Origin of the sequence: Actinomadura nitritigenes, from assembly GCF_017573545.1 — a bacterium.
Lineage (GTDB): Bacteria > Actinomycetota > Actinomycetes > Streptosporangiales > Streptosporangiaceae > Spirillospora > Spirillospora nitritigenes.
Genome location: NZ_JAGEOK010000035.1, coordinates 50365 through 66345, shown reverse-complemented (window position 1 = coordinate 66345; position 15981 = coordinate 50365). Strand labels below are relative to the sequence as shown.

11 protein-coding genes and 1 pseudogene are annotated in these 15981 nt (G+C 71.8%); 8 read left to right on the top strand and 4 right to left on the bottom strand.

Annotated elements, in window-relative coordinates:
* Positions 1–300: 300 nt before the first annotated feature.
* Positions 301–450: pseudogene (locus J4557_RS52310) on the top strand (hypothetical protein); the annotation flags it as partial.
* Between the two features lie 88 nt (positions 451–538).
* Positions 539–757: a hypothetical protein gene (locus J4557_RS50235; RefSeq protein ID WP_243777082.1), complete on the top strand. Its 219-nt coding sequence runs from the start codon at positions 539–541 to the stop codon at positions 755–757.
* Positions 758–1625: 868 nt separating this feature from the next.
* Here the strand turns inward: J4557_RS50235 and J4557_RS39610 are convergent.
* Positions 1626–2903, bottom strand: coding sequence for an HNH endonuclease signature motif containing protein (locus J4557_RS39610; protein ID WP_208271958.1), 1278 nt, complete (start codon positions 2901–2903; stop codon positions 1626–1628).
* Between the two features lie 910 nt (positions 2904–3813).
* Between J4557_RS39610 and J4557_RS39605 the strand changes: the two genes are divergently transcribed.
* The 5 genes from J4557_RS39605 to J4557_RS39585 all read left to right on the top strand — a co-directional run bounded on the left by J4557_RS39605 (position 3814) and on the right by J4557_RS39585 (position 12150).
* The gene (locus J4557_RS39605; RefSeq protein WP_208271957.1) at positions 3814–7497 is read left to right on the top strand and encodes a nitrate reductase subunit alpha; all 3684 of its coding nucleotides are present in this window, start codon (positions 3814–3816) and stop codon (positions 7495–7497) included.
* The gene (gene narH, locus J4557_RS39600) at positions 7497–9155 is read left to right on the top strand and encodes a nitrate reductase subunit beta (RefSeq protein ID WP_208271956.1); all 1659 of its coding nucleotides are present in this window, start codon (positions 7497–7499) and stop codon (positions 9153–9155) included. Before J4557_RS39605 ends, narH begins: the two co-directional genes overlap by 1 nt.
* A 71-nt stretch (positions 9156–9226) precedes the next feature.
* A complete protein-coding gene (gene narJ / locus J4557_RS39595; protein WP_307800475.1) occupies positions 9227–9877 on the top strand; it encodes a nitrate reductase molybdenum cofactor assembly chaperone in 651 nt (216 codons plus the stop codon).
* Positions 9874–10617, top strand: coding sequence for a respiratory nitrate reductase subunit gamma (gene narI / locus J4557_RS39590; protein WP_307800474.1), 744 nt, complete (start codon positions 9874–9876; stop codon positions 10615–10617). Before narJ ends, narI begins: the two co-directional genes overlap by 4 nt.
* Positions 10618–10740: 123 nt before the next feature.
* Positions 10741–12150, top strand: coding sequence for a DHA2 family efflux MFS transporter permease subunit (locus J4557_RS39585; RefSeq protein ID WP_208271954.1), 1410 nt, complete (start codon positions 10741–10743; stop codon positions 12148–12150).
* A gap of 27 nt (positions 12151–12177) precedes the next feature.
* On the opposite strand, the gene J4557_RS39580 is transcribed toward J4557_RS39585, so the two are convergent.
* The 3 genes from J4557_RS39580 to J4557_RS39570 all read right to left on the bottom strand — a co-directional run bounded on the left by J4557_RS39580 (position 12178) and on the right by J4557_RS39570 (position 15011).
* Positions 12178–13107, bottom strand: a complete 930-nt coding sequence (locus J4557_RS39580) for an SLAC1 family transporter (protein WP_307800473.1) — start codon at positions 13105–13107, stop codon at positions 12178–12180.
* Positions 13108–13223: 116 nt separating this feature from the next.
* A complete protein-coding gene (locus J4557_RS39575) occupies positions 13224–14471 on the bottom strand; it encodes an acyltransferase family protein (protein ID WP_243777081.1) in 1248 nt (415 codons plus the stop codon).
* Between the two features lie 168 nt (positions 14472–14639).
* Complete coding sequence (locus J4557_RS39570; RefSeq protein ID WP_208271953.1) at positions 14640–15011, bottom strand: DUF4267 domain-containing protein; 372 nt, start codon at positions 15009–15011, stop codon at positions 14640–14642.
* Positions 15012–15281: 270 nt separating this feature from the next.
* Between J4557_RS39570 and J4557_RS39565 the strand changes: the two genes are divergently transcribed.
* The gene (locus J4557_RS39565) at positions 15282–15974 is read left to right on the top strand and encodes a MurR/RpiR family transcriptional regulator (protein ID WP_208271952.1); all 693 of its coding nucleotides are present in this window, start codon (positions 15282–15284) and stop codon (positions 15972–15974) included.
* The last annotated feature ends 7 nt before the right edge of the window (positions 15975–15981 follow it).

Here is a 15981-nt window from a genome sequence, read left to right as displayed (position 1 = left end):
GGACGGTGCCGCGCCGCACGTTCCTGCGGGCCACGCCCCGGCGGGCGCCGCCGCACTCGCCTCCGGATGTGGCCAGAGCCCGGACCTCTGCACCAGGACGACCGGGCGGAACCGCTGCGGAAGCAACCTCCACCACTGCGGACGACGGACACATCACCTCAGGCTCAGGGAACGCCGACCTGTTCACGCACTCGATGACCGCATCCGCCACCGTTCTAGGCGTCCTTCGAAGGCAAGCTCTACGCGCCGACACCGCGGCTAACCACCGCCCGCAACGAGCCCGATGACCAAGGCACCCTCCAGGCACTCGATCCCGGCACCGGAGGGCTCCGCTGGAGTGTCTCCGCAGGCGGACGGCTCTCCCCGTTCGCTGACGGCCCCGGCAGCTACGTCGCCGTCTCCAGCACCGACCATCTCCACTGCCTCGACGCGGCTACTGGCAGGGTGCGGTGGCGCGCCCGCGGAGGCCGCGCCGGTTTCCCCGGCGGCCTGGTGGCCCGGTGGCCTGGTGGCCCGGTGGCCCGGTGGCCCTGCGAGCGTGGACAGCGTCGTCCGGGCGGTCGACACCCAGATGCGGACTGTGTCGGCACGCGACGCTCGCCTCGCCGACGGCGCCCTCACCTTCACGACGGACGGCCGCGTCTCCAGCGTCGACGCGACCGGCGGCGCGGTTCGTCTGCGTCCTGGCCAAGGACGAGGCCGCCGACAACGGCAACAAGCCCTGCCCGTTGGCTATCTCTACGCCTTTTCTGCTTGATCGGGTGGCTGAGGTGATAATCGGCGGGAGTGGCGTTCTGGTGGGGTCGTATTTCTGAGCCTTGTTGAGGGCGCGGTGTGCATTAGCTGATAGGAGCCCTTAGGGGTGGGGGCGGCTTGAATCGGATGGGGTCTGGGTGGGGTGGGGTTGTCGGGCGTGTATTGGGGGATCGGGTGTTCGGGAGATTGGCAAGAGGGGTGTTCGGGTGGTGGGGTGACGCTGGCGTACGGGGCCGCCCCTCCAAAGTCAAGGGCGCCTTCGGCGTCGCTTCGCGATGGACTTCGTCCACCCTTGACTTTGGAGCCTCTGCGGCCCCTGAGGCAGCGTTAAGGGGCAGGCTCCGCCTGCCCCGCCCCGGGTCGCGCCACCCCACCACCCCCTTCCGGCACTTCATCCGTGAAGTCGTCAGAGACGATGGGAGACGTTGGGATTCGGTGTTGGCGATGGCTCTGGCATTGCGGCCTGTAGGGGTAATGCGCTGAGTTCGCAGGGCATCCTTGGCCGTTGCACCGGTATCGCGCTTCCGTGTTGGCATGGCGCTGTCATGGAGGGAGGCTGGATCGCCCTTCGTGGGGGTGGGTGCGAATGGCCCGGCGCCGGGCGCGGCCGGGCGCCGTGTCGCCGGGGCGGGGTGGTGATGCGGCCCGAGTCCAGGGTGGTGTGGGTTGGGTCGGTGCTGCTGGGCGGCATAGTGGCCGGGTTGGCTCGGGCGGTTTCGCTGCGGGCTGTCTGGTGGGGTATGCGCGGCCCGGTGTGGGGTCGTTGTCGCCTGTGGTGTGGGCATGCCGGGGCCGCCCGTCACCGGGGTGGATGCGGGCGGTAGACCGGTGCAGGGCATGGCCGGGTGCGGTGTGTCGGGGTGGTGCGGTTATGCGGCCCAGTCGAGGGCGGGGTTGTCGGGCGGGCCGATGCTTCCCGGTGGTCCGGCCCCGGTTGTGGATCCCCTGGCGTCGGCCGGTGGGAGTAGCCGATAGACGTATCGCCCGTCGTGATCCTTGCCGATCTGGATCTGGTCGGGGTTGGTGTGCTTGAACCGGTTGTGCCACCCGCAGGTGAGGGCGAGCTGATCGATGTCGGTCGGCGACCGCCCGAGTGCCCAACCGTGGACATGGTCGACCTCGCACAGTGTCCCGGGCACTTCGCATCCGCGTACCGCGCAGGAGGGGTAGAGCGTTTCCAGCACCTGTCGTTGTGCTGCGGAGGCGAACCGTTCCCGGTAGCCCAGGTAGAGCGGGGTGTTCCCGCGTCCGAGGAGCAGGGGTGAGACTCCGGCGGCCAGGGCGATGCGTCGTGCCTGCGCGGCGGGGATGGGAGTGCCGTCGGTGAGGCGGGCGGGGGCGTTGCCGCCGGTGAGCGTCTCCAGGTCGCAGATGACGGTGACCTTGGAGGCTTTGTGTCCGCCGGACAGGACGCTCGTCAGGGCGGCTGCGGTGCGTTCGGGGAGGTCGCGGTGGTCGTCGGGTCCGGCCGGCTTGGCCAGCGGAGCCAGGACGCCGTCCCAGATCGCGGCGTCTTCGGGGTTCAGCCACCCTTTGACGTAGCGGCCGCCGTCCAGCGATCGGGTGGTGGTGAGCCACGACTTGTCGTAACCGTGCTTGGTGTCCTCATCCGGCGCGTCTTCGCTGTCGTCGCGCTCGGCGATGAGGTCGCGAATACGGCGCCCGAACGCGGCGACCTTCCCCGCCGAGAAGCCCTGGTCAACGAAACCGAGCAGGGCCGCCTCGGCCTCGGCGCAGTCGGTGTCGTCCAAACGCGAGACCGAGTCGGCGACGGTGACGGCGTAACCGTAGGACAGCTCCCCGGCTGCGAGCTGCTCAGCCACCAGTGGAAGGCGGTGCCGCTGCCGGGCGAGAGTGAGTCGCTCCTTGGCGCGGTTGTCGCGCATGCCCAATCTCGACCGCAGCCATGCCTGGGTGGAGGGATATCCCCACCGGGCCTGCTCCTTGGTCGCGTCGACTCGGCCGATGAATGCGGCGAGCGCGCTTTCCTGCATATCGGACGCGGCCACGAGGGTCTCAGTCAACTCTAGGCACGCGGCTGCCGATTCCGGGGCTTCGCGTTGGGCGAGTTCAGTGGCGATGGTTGAGAGCGCGTTCACCAGTTCCATGGTGGACGCGGCCTCAAGCTCGACCGTCACTGATTGCATACGTAAATAGTACCCGCTGTGACCGACATTCGAGGCCGTTCACGGCACATTCCGTTCGGTATTTCGACGGGAAAGGCAAGTGTGCCCTTGCAGATTTTGTTCTCTGGAACCCTCGCAGGGCCTGGCTCCTGACGGAAGGGGGTGGTGGGGTGGCGCGACCCGGGCGGGGCAGGCGGAGCCTGCCCATAACGCTGCCTCAGGGGCCGCAGAGGCTCCGAAGTCAAGGGTGGACGAAGTCCATCGCGAAGCGACGCCGAAGGCGCCCTTGACTTTGGAGGGGCGGCCCCGTACGCAAGCGCCACCCCACCACCCGAACACCCCTCTTGCCAATCTCTCGAACACCCGATCTCCGGATGCGCGCGCCTCCCCGTCACCTCGAAGGCCACCCCAGTCCCCTTCTCTCGGCGAAGTTCGTTGGCGATTAATTCATGCCCCGGGTAAGCATCTGCGGCGACCAAGCCTGCCCCAGAAGAGATTGGCATAATGCCATAAAACTGGACATCTGCCACCTTGGGATCCTGGATGGAACGAGATTAGTCTCGTACTTTCGGTCAATCTCTGCGATCGCAATGCAGCCCCCTTGTAAGGGTCATGTGCAGTCCTTCTGGTGCCAATGTGCAGCAACACCTTGAGAAGGCCGGCCGCATTGCCGGTGGTGGTTGGTTGAGCATTCCGGGGCCGGGGTAGCTAACCGGCCGTATGCGCACGTCCGTGGTGTGGGCCGGCGTGCGTCTGCGGCATCGGGGGTCTCGGCGGACGAGGGGGACGCATGGCATCGGCACACGAGCCGCCGGGATCGGACGGCGAGAATCCGCGGAGCGGCGAGACCCCGCAACCCACCGGCAGCCCGCAACCCACCGGTACCCCGCGAGCCACCAGCGCCGGAAGCAAGCTCGCTCCGGGCGGGTTGATGGCGCCGTTGCTGCCCGGTGGTGAGCCGGTCGAGAAGGTGTTGCGGCAGGCCCAATTCTTCGTCCCGGGGAAACCGTCCGGCGACTACCGGCGGCTGCACCGGCACGGCGGCCGGGACGCGGAGGAGTTCTACCGGGAGCGGTGGCGGCACGACCGGGAGGTCCGCTCGACCCATGGTGTGAACTGCACGGGCTCGTGCTCGTGGAAGGTGTACGTCAAGGACGGCATCATCACCTGGGAGACGCAGCAGACCGACTATCCGTCGGTCGGTCCGGATTCCCCGGAGTACGAGCCTCGGGGCTGCCCGCGCGGGGCGTCGTTCTCCTGGTACACGTATTCGCCTTCGCGGGTCCGGTACCCGTACGTGCGGGGGCCGCTGCTGGAGATGTGGCGGGAGACCAGGCGGCGGCTCGGCGATCCGGTGGCGGCGTGGGCGGAGATCACCGGTGATCCGGCGCGGTCGGCGCTGTACAAGGGGGCGCGCGGCAAGGGCGGGTTCGTGCGGTCGACGTGGGCGGAGGTCACGGAGCTGATCGCCGCCGCGCACGTCCACACGGTGAAGGAGTACGGCCCGGACCGCGTGGTCGGGTTCTCGCCGATCCCGGCGATGTCGATGGTGTCGTACGCGGCGGGCACCCGCTTCCTGTCGATGATCGGCGGGACGATCCTGTCGTTCTACGACTGGTACGCGGACCTGCCGATCGCGTCGCCGCAGGTGTTCGGCGACCAGACGGACGTCCCGGAGTCGGGCGACTGGTGGAACTCCTCGTACCTGATCGTCTGGGGCACGAACCTGCCGATCACGCGGACGCCGGACGCGCACTTCATGACGGAGGCGCGGTACCGGGGGCAGAAGGTCGTGGTGGTGTCCCCGGACTTCTCCGATCACACGAAGTTCGCCGACGACTGGCTGGCCGCCGCGCCGGGCACGGACGGGGCGCTCGGGATGGCGATGGGCCATGTGGTGCTGACCGAGTTCTTCCGCGACCGGCAGGTGCCGTACTTCACCGAGTACACCAAGACCTACACCGACCTGCCGTTCCTGGTGTCGTTGGAGGAGCGCGGCGACGCGGTCGTCCCGGGGAGGTTCCTCACGGCGGCCGAGCTGGGCGACGAGGGGGAGGGCGCGGCGCACAAGCCCGTCCTGCTGGACGCCCGCTCCGGTGAGCCGGTCGCGCCGAACGGGTCGCTGGGGTTCCGCTTCGCGCCGTCGGGGGTGGGCCGGTGGAACCTGGATCTCGGCGACACGGACCCGCTGCTCACCCTGTACGGCCGCCACGAGGAGACGCGCCCGGTGGACCTGCCGCGCTTCGACGCCGGCGAGACCGAGGGCGGCGCGGTGATCAGGCGCGGGGTGCCGGTGGCGCGGGTCGGCGGGCGGCTGGTGACGACGGTCCTCGACCTGCTGATGGCGCAGTACGCGGTGCGCCGCGACGGCCTGCCGGGGGAGTGGCCGGACGGGTACGGCGACGCGTCCCAGCCCGGCACGCCCGCCTGGCAGGAGGAGATCACCACGGTCCCGGCCGAGGCGGCGGCGAGGGTGGCGCGGGAGTTCGCCCGCAACGCGGAGGTGTCGCGCGGCCGGTCGATGATCTGCATGGGCGGCGGGACGAACCACTGGTACCACTCCGACGAGATCTACCGGACGTTCCTCACGCTGGTGATGCTGTGCGGCTGCCAGGGCGTGAACGGCGGCGGCTGGGCGCACTACGTCGGGCAGGAGAAGGTCCGCCCGCTGACGGGCTGGCAGCAGACGGCGTTCGCGCTGGACTGGCAGCGCCCCACCCGGCACATGACGGGCACGTCGTTCTTCTATCTGCACACCGACCAGTGGCGGTACGAGACGTTCGGCCCGCAGGAGCTGGCGACGCCGCTCGGCCGGGGCCTGTTCCGGGAAAGGACGTTCGCCGACTGCCTGGCGCAGGCGTCGCGGATGGGCTGGACGCCGAGCCATCCCGGGTTCGACCGCAACCCGCTCGATCTCGCGGACGAGGCGGCCGCGGCGGGCCGTCCGGTCGCGGACCATGTGGTGGACGAGCTGACGTCGGGCCGGCTGCGGTTCGCGGGCGAGGACCCGGACGCGCCGCGGAACTGGCCGCGGGTGATGACGATCTGGCGGGCGAACGTCCTCGGCTCCTCCGGCAAGGGCATGGAGTACTTCATGCGGCACCTGCTGGGGACCGACGACGCGGTCCGGGCGGAGGAGTCGCCGCCGGAGCTGCGCCCGGCGGAGGTGGTGTGGCGGGAGGAGGCGCCGCGCGGCAAGCTGGACCTGCTCACCACGATCGACTTCCGGATGACGAGTTCGTGCACGTACGCGGACGTGGTGCTGCCGGCGGCGACCTGGTACGAGAAGCACGACCTGTCGAGCACGGACATGCATCCGTTCGTGCACTCGTTCAACCCGGCGATCGCGCCGCCGTGGGAGACCCGCACCGACTTCGACGCGTTCCGGCTCATCGCCGAGGACTTCTCCCGTCTCGCCGCCGACCATCTCGGGACGCGCACCGACGTGCTGCCGGTGCCGCTGATGCACGACACCCCGGACGAGCTGGCGCAGCCGGGCGGCCGGGTCCTGGACTGGAAGGCGGGGCAGTGCGATCCGGTGCCCGGTGTCACGATGCCGAAGCTGGTGACGGTCGAGCGCGACTACACGGCGGTCGCGGAGAAGATGGCGGCGCTCGGCCCGCTGGTCGACTCGCTCGGCACGTCCGTCAAGGGCATGACGTGGGTGCCGGAGGATGCCGTGGAGTACCTGCGGAAGGCCAACGGCGTCGTGCGCGGCGGGGTCGCGGACGGCCGTCCCGCCCTGGCCCGCGACGTGCACATGGCCGAGGCGATCCTCGCGCTGTCCGGCACGACGAACGGGCGCGTCGCCGTCCAGGCGTGGGAGGACCTGGAGAAGCGCACCGGGCTCGACCTGGTGGACCTGGCGGGGGAGCGCGCCGGGGAGCACATCTCGTTCGGCGACACCGTCGTCCAGCCGCGCGCCGTCATCACCAGCCCGGAGTGGAGCGGCAGCGAGTCGGGCGGGCGCAGGTACTCGCCGTTCACGGTGAACGTCGAGCGGAAGAGGCCCTGGCACACCCTGACCGGCCGGATGCACTTCTTCCTCGACCACGACTGGATCCGCGAGTACGGCGAGGCGCTGCCGGCGTACCGCCCGCCGCTGAACCACGTCCGCCACTTCGCCCGGGAGCTGGGGCTGCGCGAGGAGGGGCGCCCGGAGGTCACGGTCCGCTACCTCACGCCGCATTCGAAGTGGTCGATCCACTCGGAGTACGCGGACAACCTGCACATGCTGCGGCTGTTCCGGGGCGGCCCGACGATCTGGATGAGCCCGCAGGACGCCGCCCGGATCGATGTCGAGGACAACGACTGGATCGAGGCGTACAACCGCAACGGCGTGGTCGCGTGCCGCGCCGTCGTCACGCACCGGATGCCGCGCGGCACCGTGTTCATGTACCACGCGAAGGACCGGCATCTGATGACGCCGCGGTCGGAGATCTCCGGCTGGCACGGCGGATCCGACAACTCGCTGACCCGCCTGGTGATCAAGCCGACGCACATGGTCGGCGGCTACGCGCAGCTCAGCTTCGCGTTCAACTACTACGGCCCGACCGGCAACCAGCGCGACGAGATCGCGGTGATCCGCAAGCGGTCCCAGGAGGTGCGGTTCTGATGAGGCCGATGGCGCAGGTCGCGATGGTGATGAACCTCGACAAGTGCATCGGCTGCCACACCTGCTCGGTGACGTGCAAGCAGACGTGGACGAATCGTCCCGGCACCGAGTACGTGTACTTCAACAACGTCGAGACGAAGCCGGGGGTCGGCTACCCGAGGCGGTACGAGGACCAGGCGCAGTGGAAGGGCGGCTGGAAGCTCGACCGCAAGGGGCGGCTCCAGCTGAAGGCGGGCGGGCGGCTGCTGAAGCTGCTGTCGATCTTCTACAACCCGAACCTGCCGTCGATCGACGACTACGGCGACCCGTGGACCTACGACTACCAGACGGTGGTGGACGCGCCGCTCGGCACGCAGAACCCGAGCGTGCACTCCATCTCGGCGCTGACCGGCCGCGACATGCGGCTGCGGTGGGGCAGCAACTGGGACGACGACCTGGCGGGCGCGCCCGAGACGGCGCTCTCCGACCCGGACCTCGCGGGCCTGGAGGACCGGGTCAAGATGGAGTTCGAGCAGGTGTTCATGTTCTACCTGCCGCGGATCTGCGAGCACTGCCTGAACCCGTCGTGCGTCGCGTCGTGCCCGTCCGGCGCGATGTACAAGCGGTCGGAGGACGGGATCGTGCTGGTCGACGAGGACCGCTGCCGGGGCTGGCGGTTCTGCGTGTCGGGCTGCCCGTACAAGAAGGTGTACTTCAACCACCGGACCGGCAAGGCGGAGAAGTGCACGCTGTGCTTCCCGCGCATCGAGGAGGGGCAGCCGACGATCTGCTCGGAGACGTGCGTGGGGCGTCTCCGCTACCTCGGGCTGTTCCTGTACGACGCCGACAAGGTGACCGAGGCGGCCGCGACGCCCGACGAGAAGGACCTGTACGAGGCGCAGCTGTCGGTGTTCCTCGACCCGTCCGACCCGGAGGTGCGGGCGGAGGCCGCGAAGGCGGGCATCCCGGCGGACTGGGTGGAGGCGGCGCAGCGGTCCCCGGTGTACGCGCTGGCCGTCCGGCACCGGGTGGCGCTGCCGCTGCATCCGGAGTACCGGACGCTGCCGATGGTCTGGTACATCCCGCCGCTGTCCCCGGTCGCGGACGTGGCGCACGCCGCGGGCTACGACCACGGCGACCCCGACCGGGTGTTCGCCACCATCGACGACCTGCGGATCCCCATCGAGTACCTGGCGAACCTGTTCACCGCGGGGAGGACCGGGACGGTCCGGGACGTGCTGCGGAAGCTGGCGGCGGTCCGGGCCGTCATGCGGGCGGGGCAGCTCGGCCTCGACCTGGACGAGGACCTGCCCGCGTCTGTCGGCGCGACCCCGGACGACCTCGACGACCTGTACCGGCTGCTCGCCATCGGCAAGTACGAGGACCGCTACGTCGTCCCGAAGGCGCACGCGGAGGACGCGGGCCGGCTGATGGCGCAGCACGAGCAGCTGTTCTGCAGCCTGGACGGCGAGGGCGGGCCCGGCATGGGCGGCAACGGCCCGATGGGCGTGGAGAGCTTCCATCCCGGCAGGCCCGCGAACACGGCCGCCGGCGGAGGCGGAGGAGGCGGAGGTGGCGGCACGTTCCGCGCCGACGACGGCCGCACGCGCTTCAACCTGCTCGGCTGGAACGGGCGCGGCGACGCGCCGCACCTCTTCCCCGAGGCCGGCGGATCATGACCCGCGACGGCGGCACCGCCCCGCACACGCCCGCCCCGAACACGCCCGGCCCTCGTGTGTCCGGCCCGCGCGTGTCCGGCTCACGCAAGGCCGACCAGCACGAAGCCGGTCCGTACAAGCTCGCCTCGGTGCTGCTGCAGTACCCGACGCTGGCGCTGTTCGACGGGCTCGACCACCTCGGCGCCGCCGCGTCGGCCGTCTCGCCGCGCGCGACCAGGGACGGCTTCGGCCGCTTCCTCGGCTGGCTGCGCGCCACCCCGCCGACCGAGGTCGCGCAGCACTACGTCGAGACGTTCGACCTGCGCCGCCGCTGCGCGCTGTACCTGACGTACCACCGGTACGGCGACACCCGTAAGCGCGGGATGGCGATGCTCACCTTCAAGGCCGCCTACCGCGCGGCCGGGTTCGAGCCGTCGGAGGACGAGCTGCCCGACTACCTTCCGCTCGTCCTGGACTTCGCGGCGCTCACCCCGCGCGGCGAGAAGCTGCTGCGCGGGCACCGCGCCGACCTGGAACTGCTGCGCCGCGCGCTGGCCGCCGCGGGCACCCCCTACGCGGACGTGGTGGCGGCGGTGTGCGCCCGGCTTCCGAGGCTGGGCCGCAGGGACCTGGCGCTGGTCGGCCGGGCCTGGGAGAAGGGACCACCGGAGGAGGAGGTGGGGCTGGAGCCGTTCGCTCCGCCCGGGTACCTCGACGGCAGCGGAACGGAGGCGCGGCGGTGAGCGATTTCGACCTGTGGTGGTGGGTGATCCTGCCCTACGCGGCGATGGTCGTGTTCGTCGTCGGGCACATCTGGCGGTGGCGCTACGACCAGTTCGGCTGGACGAGCCGGTCGACGCAGCTGCAGGAGCGGCGGCTGCTGAAGTGGGGCGCGCCGCTGTTCCACTACTCGGCGTTCGCGGCCATCGCCGGGCACGCCATCGGCATCCTCGTCCCGCGGTCGTTCACCGAGTGGCTCGGCATCAGCGAACGGGCGTACACCCTGTTCTCGGGCATCGCCGGGTCGGTCGCGGCGATCGGGGTGCTGCTCGGCGCGGGCATCCTGATCTTCCGCCGGATGGGGGTGCCCCGCGTCCGCGCCACCACCAGCGGCGTCGACTACCTCGCGCTCGTCCTGCTCGGCATCATCAGCGTGCTCGGCATCTACCTGACGCTCGGCGTGCAGGAGTTCGGGGGCGGCTACGACTACCGCACCACCGTGTCGGTGTGGTTCCGGAGCCTGTTCGCCGGCACCCCGGACCACCGGGCGATCGGCGCCGCGCCCGTGATGTACCAGGTGCACGCCACCGCCGCCTGGATGATCTTCGCGGTGTGGCCGTTCAGCCGGCTCGTGCACGCCTGGAGCTACCCGCTGTGGTATCTGTGGCGGCCCTACGTCGTGTACCGGGACCGGCGCGCCCGGCCGCCGCACGAGCCGGGGACCGGAGGCCGGAAGTGGCGGAAGATCGGCGTGCCGTACTGACCCGGCGGCCCCGTACGGTCGCCGGCCGGGGCGGGCGGAGGCTGGTCCTAGGACGATCGGACGTGGCGGATTGGGTCCGGCGGCCGACGCGCGGCGGCGGCCCCCGCCGCCAGCATGGGATCCATGACCACGATCCAAGAAGGCGGCGCCGTCGAGGCGGGGGACCGGCAGGCCGGCGGGACCCCGCCGTGGGCCGCGCTGCTCGCCGCGTCCATCGGCCAGTTCCTCGTCGTCCTCGACATCTCCGTCGTCAACGTCGCCCTGCCCGGCATGCGGGCCGGGCTCGGGCTCGGCGCCACGAGCCTGCAATGGGTCGTCAACGCCTACTCGCTGGCGTTCGCCGGGTTCCTGCTGCTGGGCGGGCGGGCCGCCGACCTGTTCGGCCGCAAGCGGGTGTTCGTGACCGGTCTCGGGCTGTTCACCGCGGCCAGCCTCGCGGGCGGCCTCGCGCAGGACGCGGGGATGCTCATCGGCGCCCGCGCCGTCCAGGGCCTCGGTGCCGCGATCCTCGCGCCCGTCACGCTGTCGCTGATCACCGGGACGTTCCCCGAAGGGCCCGCGCGGACCCGGGCGATCGCGACGTGGACGGCGGTCGGCACCGCGGGCGGCGCCACCGGCGGGCTCGTCGGCGGCCTGCTCACCGACTACCTGAGCTGGCGCTGGGTGCTGCTGATCAACGTCCCCGTCGGCGTCGCCGTCGCCGTGATCGCCGGGCGGTGGCTGCGCGACGAGCGGGGCGCCGCGGCCCGGCAGCGCCTCGACCTGCCGGGCGCGGTCCTCGTCACCGGTGGCGTCGGCCTGCTCGCCTTCGGCATCGGGCGGACCGAGCACCACGGCTGGACGTCGCGGGACTCGCTCGTCCCGCTGCTCGCCGGGCTCGTCCTGCTGGCGCTGTTCGTCGCCGTCGAGGCGCGGACGGCCCGGCCGCTCGTCCAGCTGCGGCTGTTCCGGCTGCGCAGCGTCGCGGTCGGCAACCTCGCGACCCTCGTCAGCACGATGGCGGGGTTCGCGCTCTGGTACTTCCTGTCGCTCTACATGCAGAACGTCCTGCACTACAGCGCCGTCCGGACCGGGGTGTCGTTCCTGCCGCACACCGCGGGCATCATCCTCGGCTCGAAGCTCGCGCCCACGCTGATGGCCCGGATGGACGCCCGGCTGCTGGCCGCCGGGGGCGGGCTGACGGCCGCCGCCGGGTTCGCGTGGCAGAGCGCCGTCCTGGACGCGGGCGGGACGTTCGCGGGGTCGATCCTCGGCCCCGGCATCGTGATGGCGACCGGGTTCGGGCTGCTGATGACCCCGCTGGTGGAGGCGTCGACGGCCGGGGCGGACCGGGCGGAGGCGGGCGCCGTCGCGGGAGTCGTGAACACCTCCCGGACGATCGGCGGCGCGATCGGCCTCACGATCCTCGCGACCGCGGCGGCCCGGTCGGGCTCCGACCTCGCGGACGGCTACGCCACCGCGTTCCTGATCGCGGCGATCATCACGGCGGCGGGCACCGCGCTGGTCGCGTTCCTGCCGCGCACTCGCCGCTGACCCCGGGCGCCGTCCCCGGCCGGGTGCTCAGCCCGGGGCGCGGGGGGCGGCGGCATGGCGGACGGCCCCGACCGCGACGACCGCCCAGGCGGCGACCGCGGGCCACAGCAGCGCGCGGCCGAGCGCGCCCAGCCAGGGCAGGCCGGCCACGGTCCCGGCCGTCATCGCGGCGGCCGCCGTCATGCCGAGGGGGAACACCGTCGACCAGCGGCGCCCGTCATAGCTCGTCCGGGGCCGGCCGACCTCCGCGCAGGCCAGCAGGACGTACCAGGCGAACGCCGCGGCGAGAATCGCCAGCATCAGCCATTCCAGCGGCCGCGGCGCGGGCGTCCCGGCCGCGACGGCGAGCTTCGCGCAGGCCAGCGCGGAGATGGACAGCGCGCCCGCCAGCACCCAGTGGTCGCCCGCGCCGTCCCGCACCTGGCGGAAGTCGAACCGGCCGAGCACGAACAGGTAGAGGACGAGGCCGAGGGCGAGCAGCACGCCCGCCGGCCAGACGGGCCAGCGCACCGACAGCTGCTTCGACAGCGTCGACGCCAGCACCACCAGCGACTGCGTCGACACCGTCACCAGGTAGGCCGCGCCCGGCAGCCGCCGCCGCAGGCGCCGCACCACCCGCGGCACCAGCAGCAGCCACGCCACCGCCATCACCGCGAGCAGCGCCTCGGCCGCCACGTCGTAGCGGAACAGCAGGAGGCCCGCGCCGAGCACCCCGCTGCCCGCGACGCTCGTCAGCGTGACCGGTTCGCCCCCCGCGGCTCGGCGCTCCTCCCGCCCGCTCCGCAGGCGGCGGCCGAACGTCACGGCCATCACGGCCCACAGCGCCGCCGTGACCACCAGCAGGACCCTCGCCGCCCACCTGAACCCGGCGAGGTCGAGCCCCACCGCGACGATGCCCGTGGCCATGACCATCGAGCCCCACGGCTGAGGCCCGCTCGCGCTCTCCGCACTGCCCACCGAACACTTCTACCGCCGCCCGTCCCGGATCTTCGACCCGCCCCGGACGAAGGAGCCGCGCACCCGCATCCGGCCGGGCGCCGTCTCGCGGCGCGCGGGCTCCGGCGCGAGCGGCCCTAGGACACCAGCACCGGCGGCTCGGCGGCGGTGGACGGGGCGCGCCGCGCGAGGCGGCGGCCCAGTCGCTGCGCGGGCGCCTCGATCCAGCGCTGCGACGCCCAGCCGGCGGCCAGCAGCACGGCGACGAAGACCAGCAGGCCCGGCACGTCCTCGCGGCCGGACGTGCCGAGGAACTGCGCGGCCACCATCAGCAGCAGCGGATGCAGCAGGTAGACCGAGAAGCTCGCGGTGCCGAGGCCCGTCGCCCAGCGCGGGAACCGGCGGTGCCGCAGCAGCCAGGCCGCCGCGAACGTCGCCGTCGCCGCGAGGACCGACCCGGCCCAGACGAGCTGGGCGTGCCAGGAGCCGTGCAAGTTCCAGACGCCGGCGGCGAGCGCGCCGGCCGGCACCAGCACCGCGGCGGCGCCGCCGGACCAGGCCGGGATCTGCCCGCGTTCGGCGCGGTACACGGCGGTCCCGGCGAACATCAGCGCCATCATCGCGAGGCCCTGCCACGCGCCGACCCGGCCGTTCAGCACCACCAGCAGCGCCGCGAGCAGCCCGCCGAGCAGCCCGCCCGCGACCCGCGCCGCCGCGCGGCCCGACACCGCCGCCGCGATCGCCGCCACCAGCGCGGCGAAGCAGACCGAGACGACGACGCCGACACCGGCCGTGCGGGACAGCAGGCCCGACAGCAGCCAGGTCGGCATCAGCCCGCCCACCGCCAGCGCCGCCGCCGCGAGCCCGACGGAGACGGGTGCGGACCGGCGGTGCACCCGGACCACGAACAGCGCGACGATCAGCAGGTAGAAGGCCATCTCGTAGGACAGCGTCCACAGCACGTTCATCGCGTTCGGGACCGCGAGGAGGTCCTGCATCATCGTCAGGTGGGCGAGGACCGCCGTCACGGGGTGGTAGTGCTCCAGGCCCGCCCGCAGGCCGCGGACGCCCAGCAGGAACGGCAGCACCGCGAGAAGGCACGACACCGCCAGCAGCGGGTAGATGCGGAAGAACCGGCCGACCCAGAACCCGCGGACGCTCTCCCGCCGCTCCAGCGACGCGGGCACGATATAGCCGCTGACCAGGAAGAACACGAGGACCCCGTAGGTGCCGGGATCGAACCAGCCCTGCAGCGCGATCCGCACGTCGGGAAGGTACACGTAGCTCGCGTGGTGCAGGGCCACCGCCAGCGCCGCCCATCCCCGCAGCACGTCCAGCCATCCGAGGCGCGCCGTTGGGGCGGAAACACCTAAAGGCGGGATCATCCCGACAGGCTAGACCGATTGGGAAGAAACGCCGCTAATTTCGTCAACTTCTCCAGGAAATTCCAAGGTCCGGCATACCGCCGGCCGGCGGCCCTGAAGCGGAGACGCGTCGGCCCGGCGCGGGGCGCGTGCTCGCCTCGCGCCGGGCGCCCCGGCCATCCAGCGCTCTCAGATCGCGAAGAGGAGGGCGGCGCTGATGAGGACGGTGACGGCGGTGGCGAAGTGGATGCCGAACGCGGCCGCCTTCGTCCCTCCGAAGCGCAGGACGATGAGCGTGTCGCCGAGCGGGGCGAGGGCGACGACGAGCATGTACCAGCCGGCGGCGTGCGCGGTGGAGAAGGCGAGCAGGGCCAGGCCGAGGACGCCGAAGGTCGCGTCGCGCACTCCCTTGATGGCCAGGTAGGCGGAATCGCCACCGTCCTTGGCGGGCACACCGTAGCCGGTCGCCGCCGAGCGCGGGGAGACCAGGAAACGGACGCCGATGAACAGGACCAGGAGGCTGAGGACGGTGGCGAGCCCGTAGGCGAGGGGGGTCAGCATGGCAATGCTCCAACTTCTAGCGCTGCTAGGAACAAGACCGACACTAACAGAGCATGAGCAGGACTTCTAGCGTTGCTAGAAGAAATGCCGCCGCGATGCATCGATTGCGGCGGGATACGTTCCATATCGCCATGGGGGACCGGCCATTCGGTCTCCCTTGGATCACCGGCAGGGATTCGGATGAACAGCATCATTGACGTGCGCTGCGGCATACTGCTAGAAAACAGGGCGCGGCCACATAGGTTACGTATCCACGGACGGGAGAGGCTTGTGAGCGAGGAGTCCCCCCGGCCTCCGGCAGCGGACCGCCAGGCCGAGGCGGCCGCCGAGAACCGCCGGCTGAGCAGCCCGGACGCCCGCTACGGCGCCCGCCTGCGGCGGCAGTCCTCGGCCTCGGTGCTGCTGAACGCGGTGGTCGAGGCCGACCGCGCCAACCTGGAGCGCACCATGGCCGCGCTGCAGGCCGACGGGACGCTGGAGCAGGCCGCGGGGCGGGTCGTCGCGGCCCGGCGCCGGTTCATCCTCGGCAGCGCCAAGAGCCGCGCGCACGCGACCCTCCTGCACCTGGAGCTGTCGGCCAGCCTCGCCGGCGTCAGCCTGATCGACGAGGGCGCCGTCCGGGCCATCGACGTGCTCAGCGACGTGCGGCCCACCGACGTGCTCATCGCGTTCTCGTTCCGCCGCTACGCCCGTCCCACCATCGTCGTGGCGCGCGAGTTCGCCGCGGCCGGCGGGCACGTCGTGGCCATCACCGACGACGCGGGCAGCCCCCTCGCCGCCGCGGCGCACACCACCGTGGTGGTCGGCACCGGCAGCGCGTCGTTCGCCGACTCCCCGACCGCGATCTCCGCCGTCGTGCACGCGCTCGCCACGCTCACCGCGGCCAGCGCGAAGGGCGCGCGCCGGCGGCTGGCCAGGCGCGAGGGGCTCGCCCACGCCCTGGCCATCTACTCCGACGAATGAGGGGCGC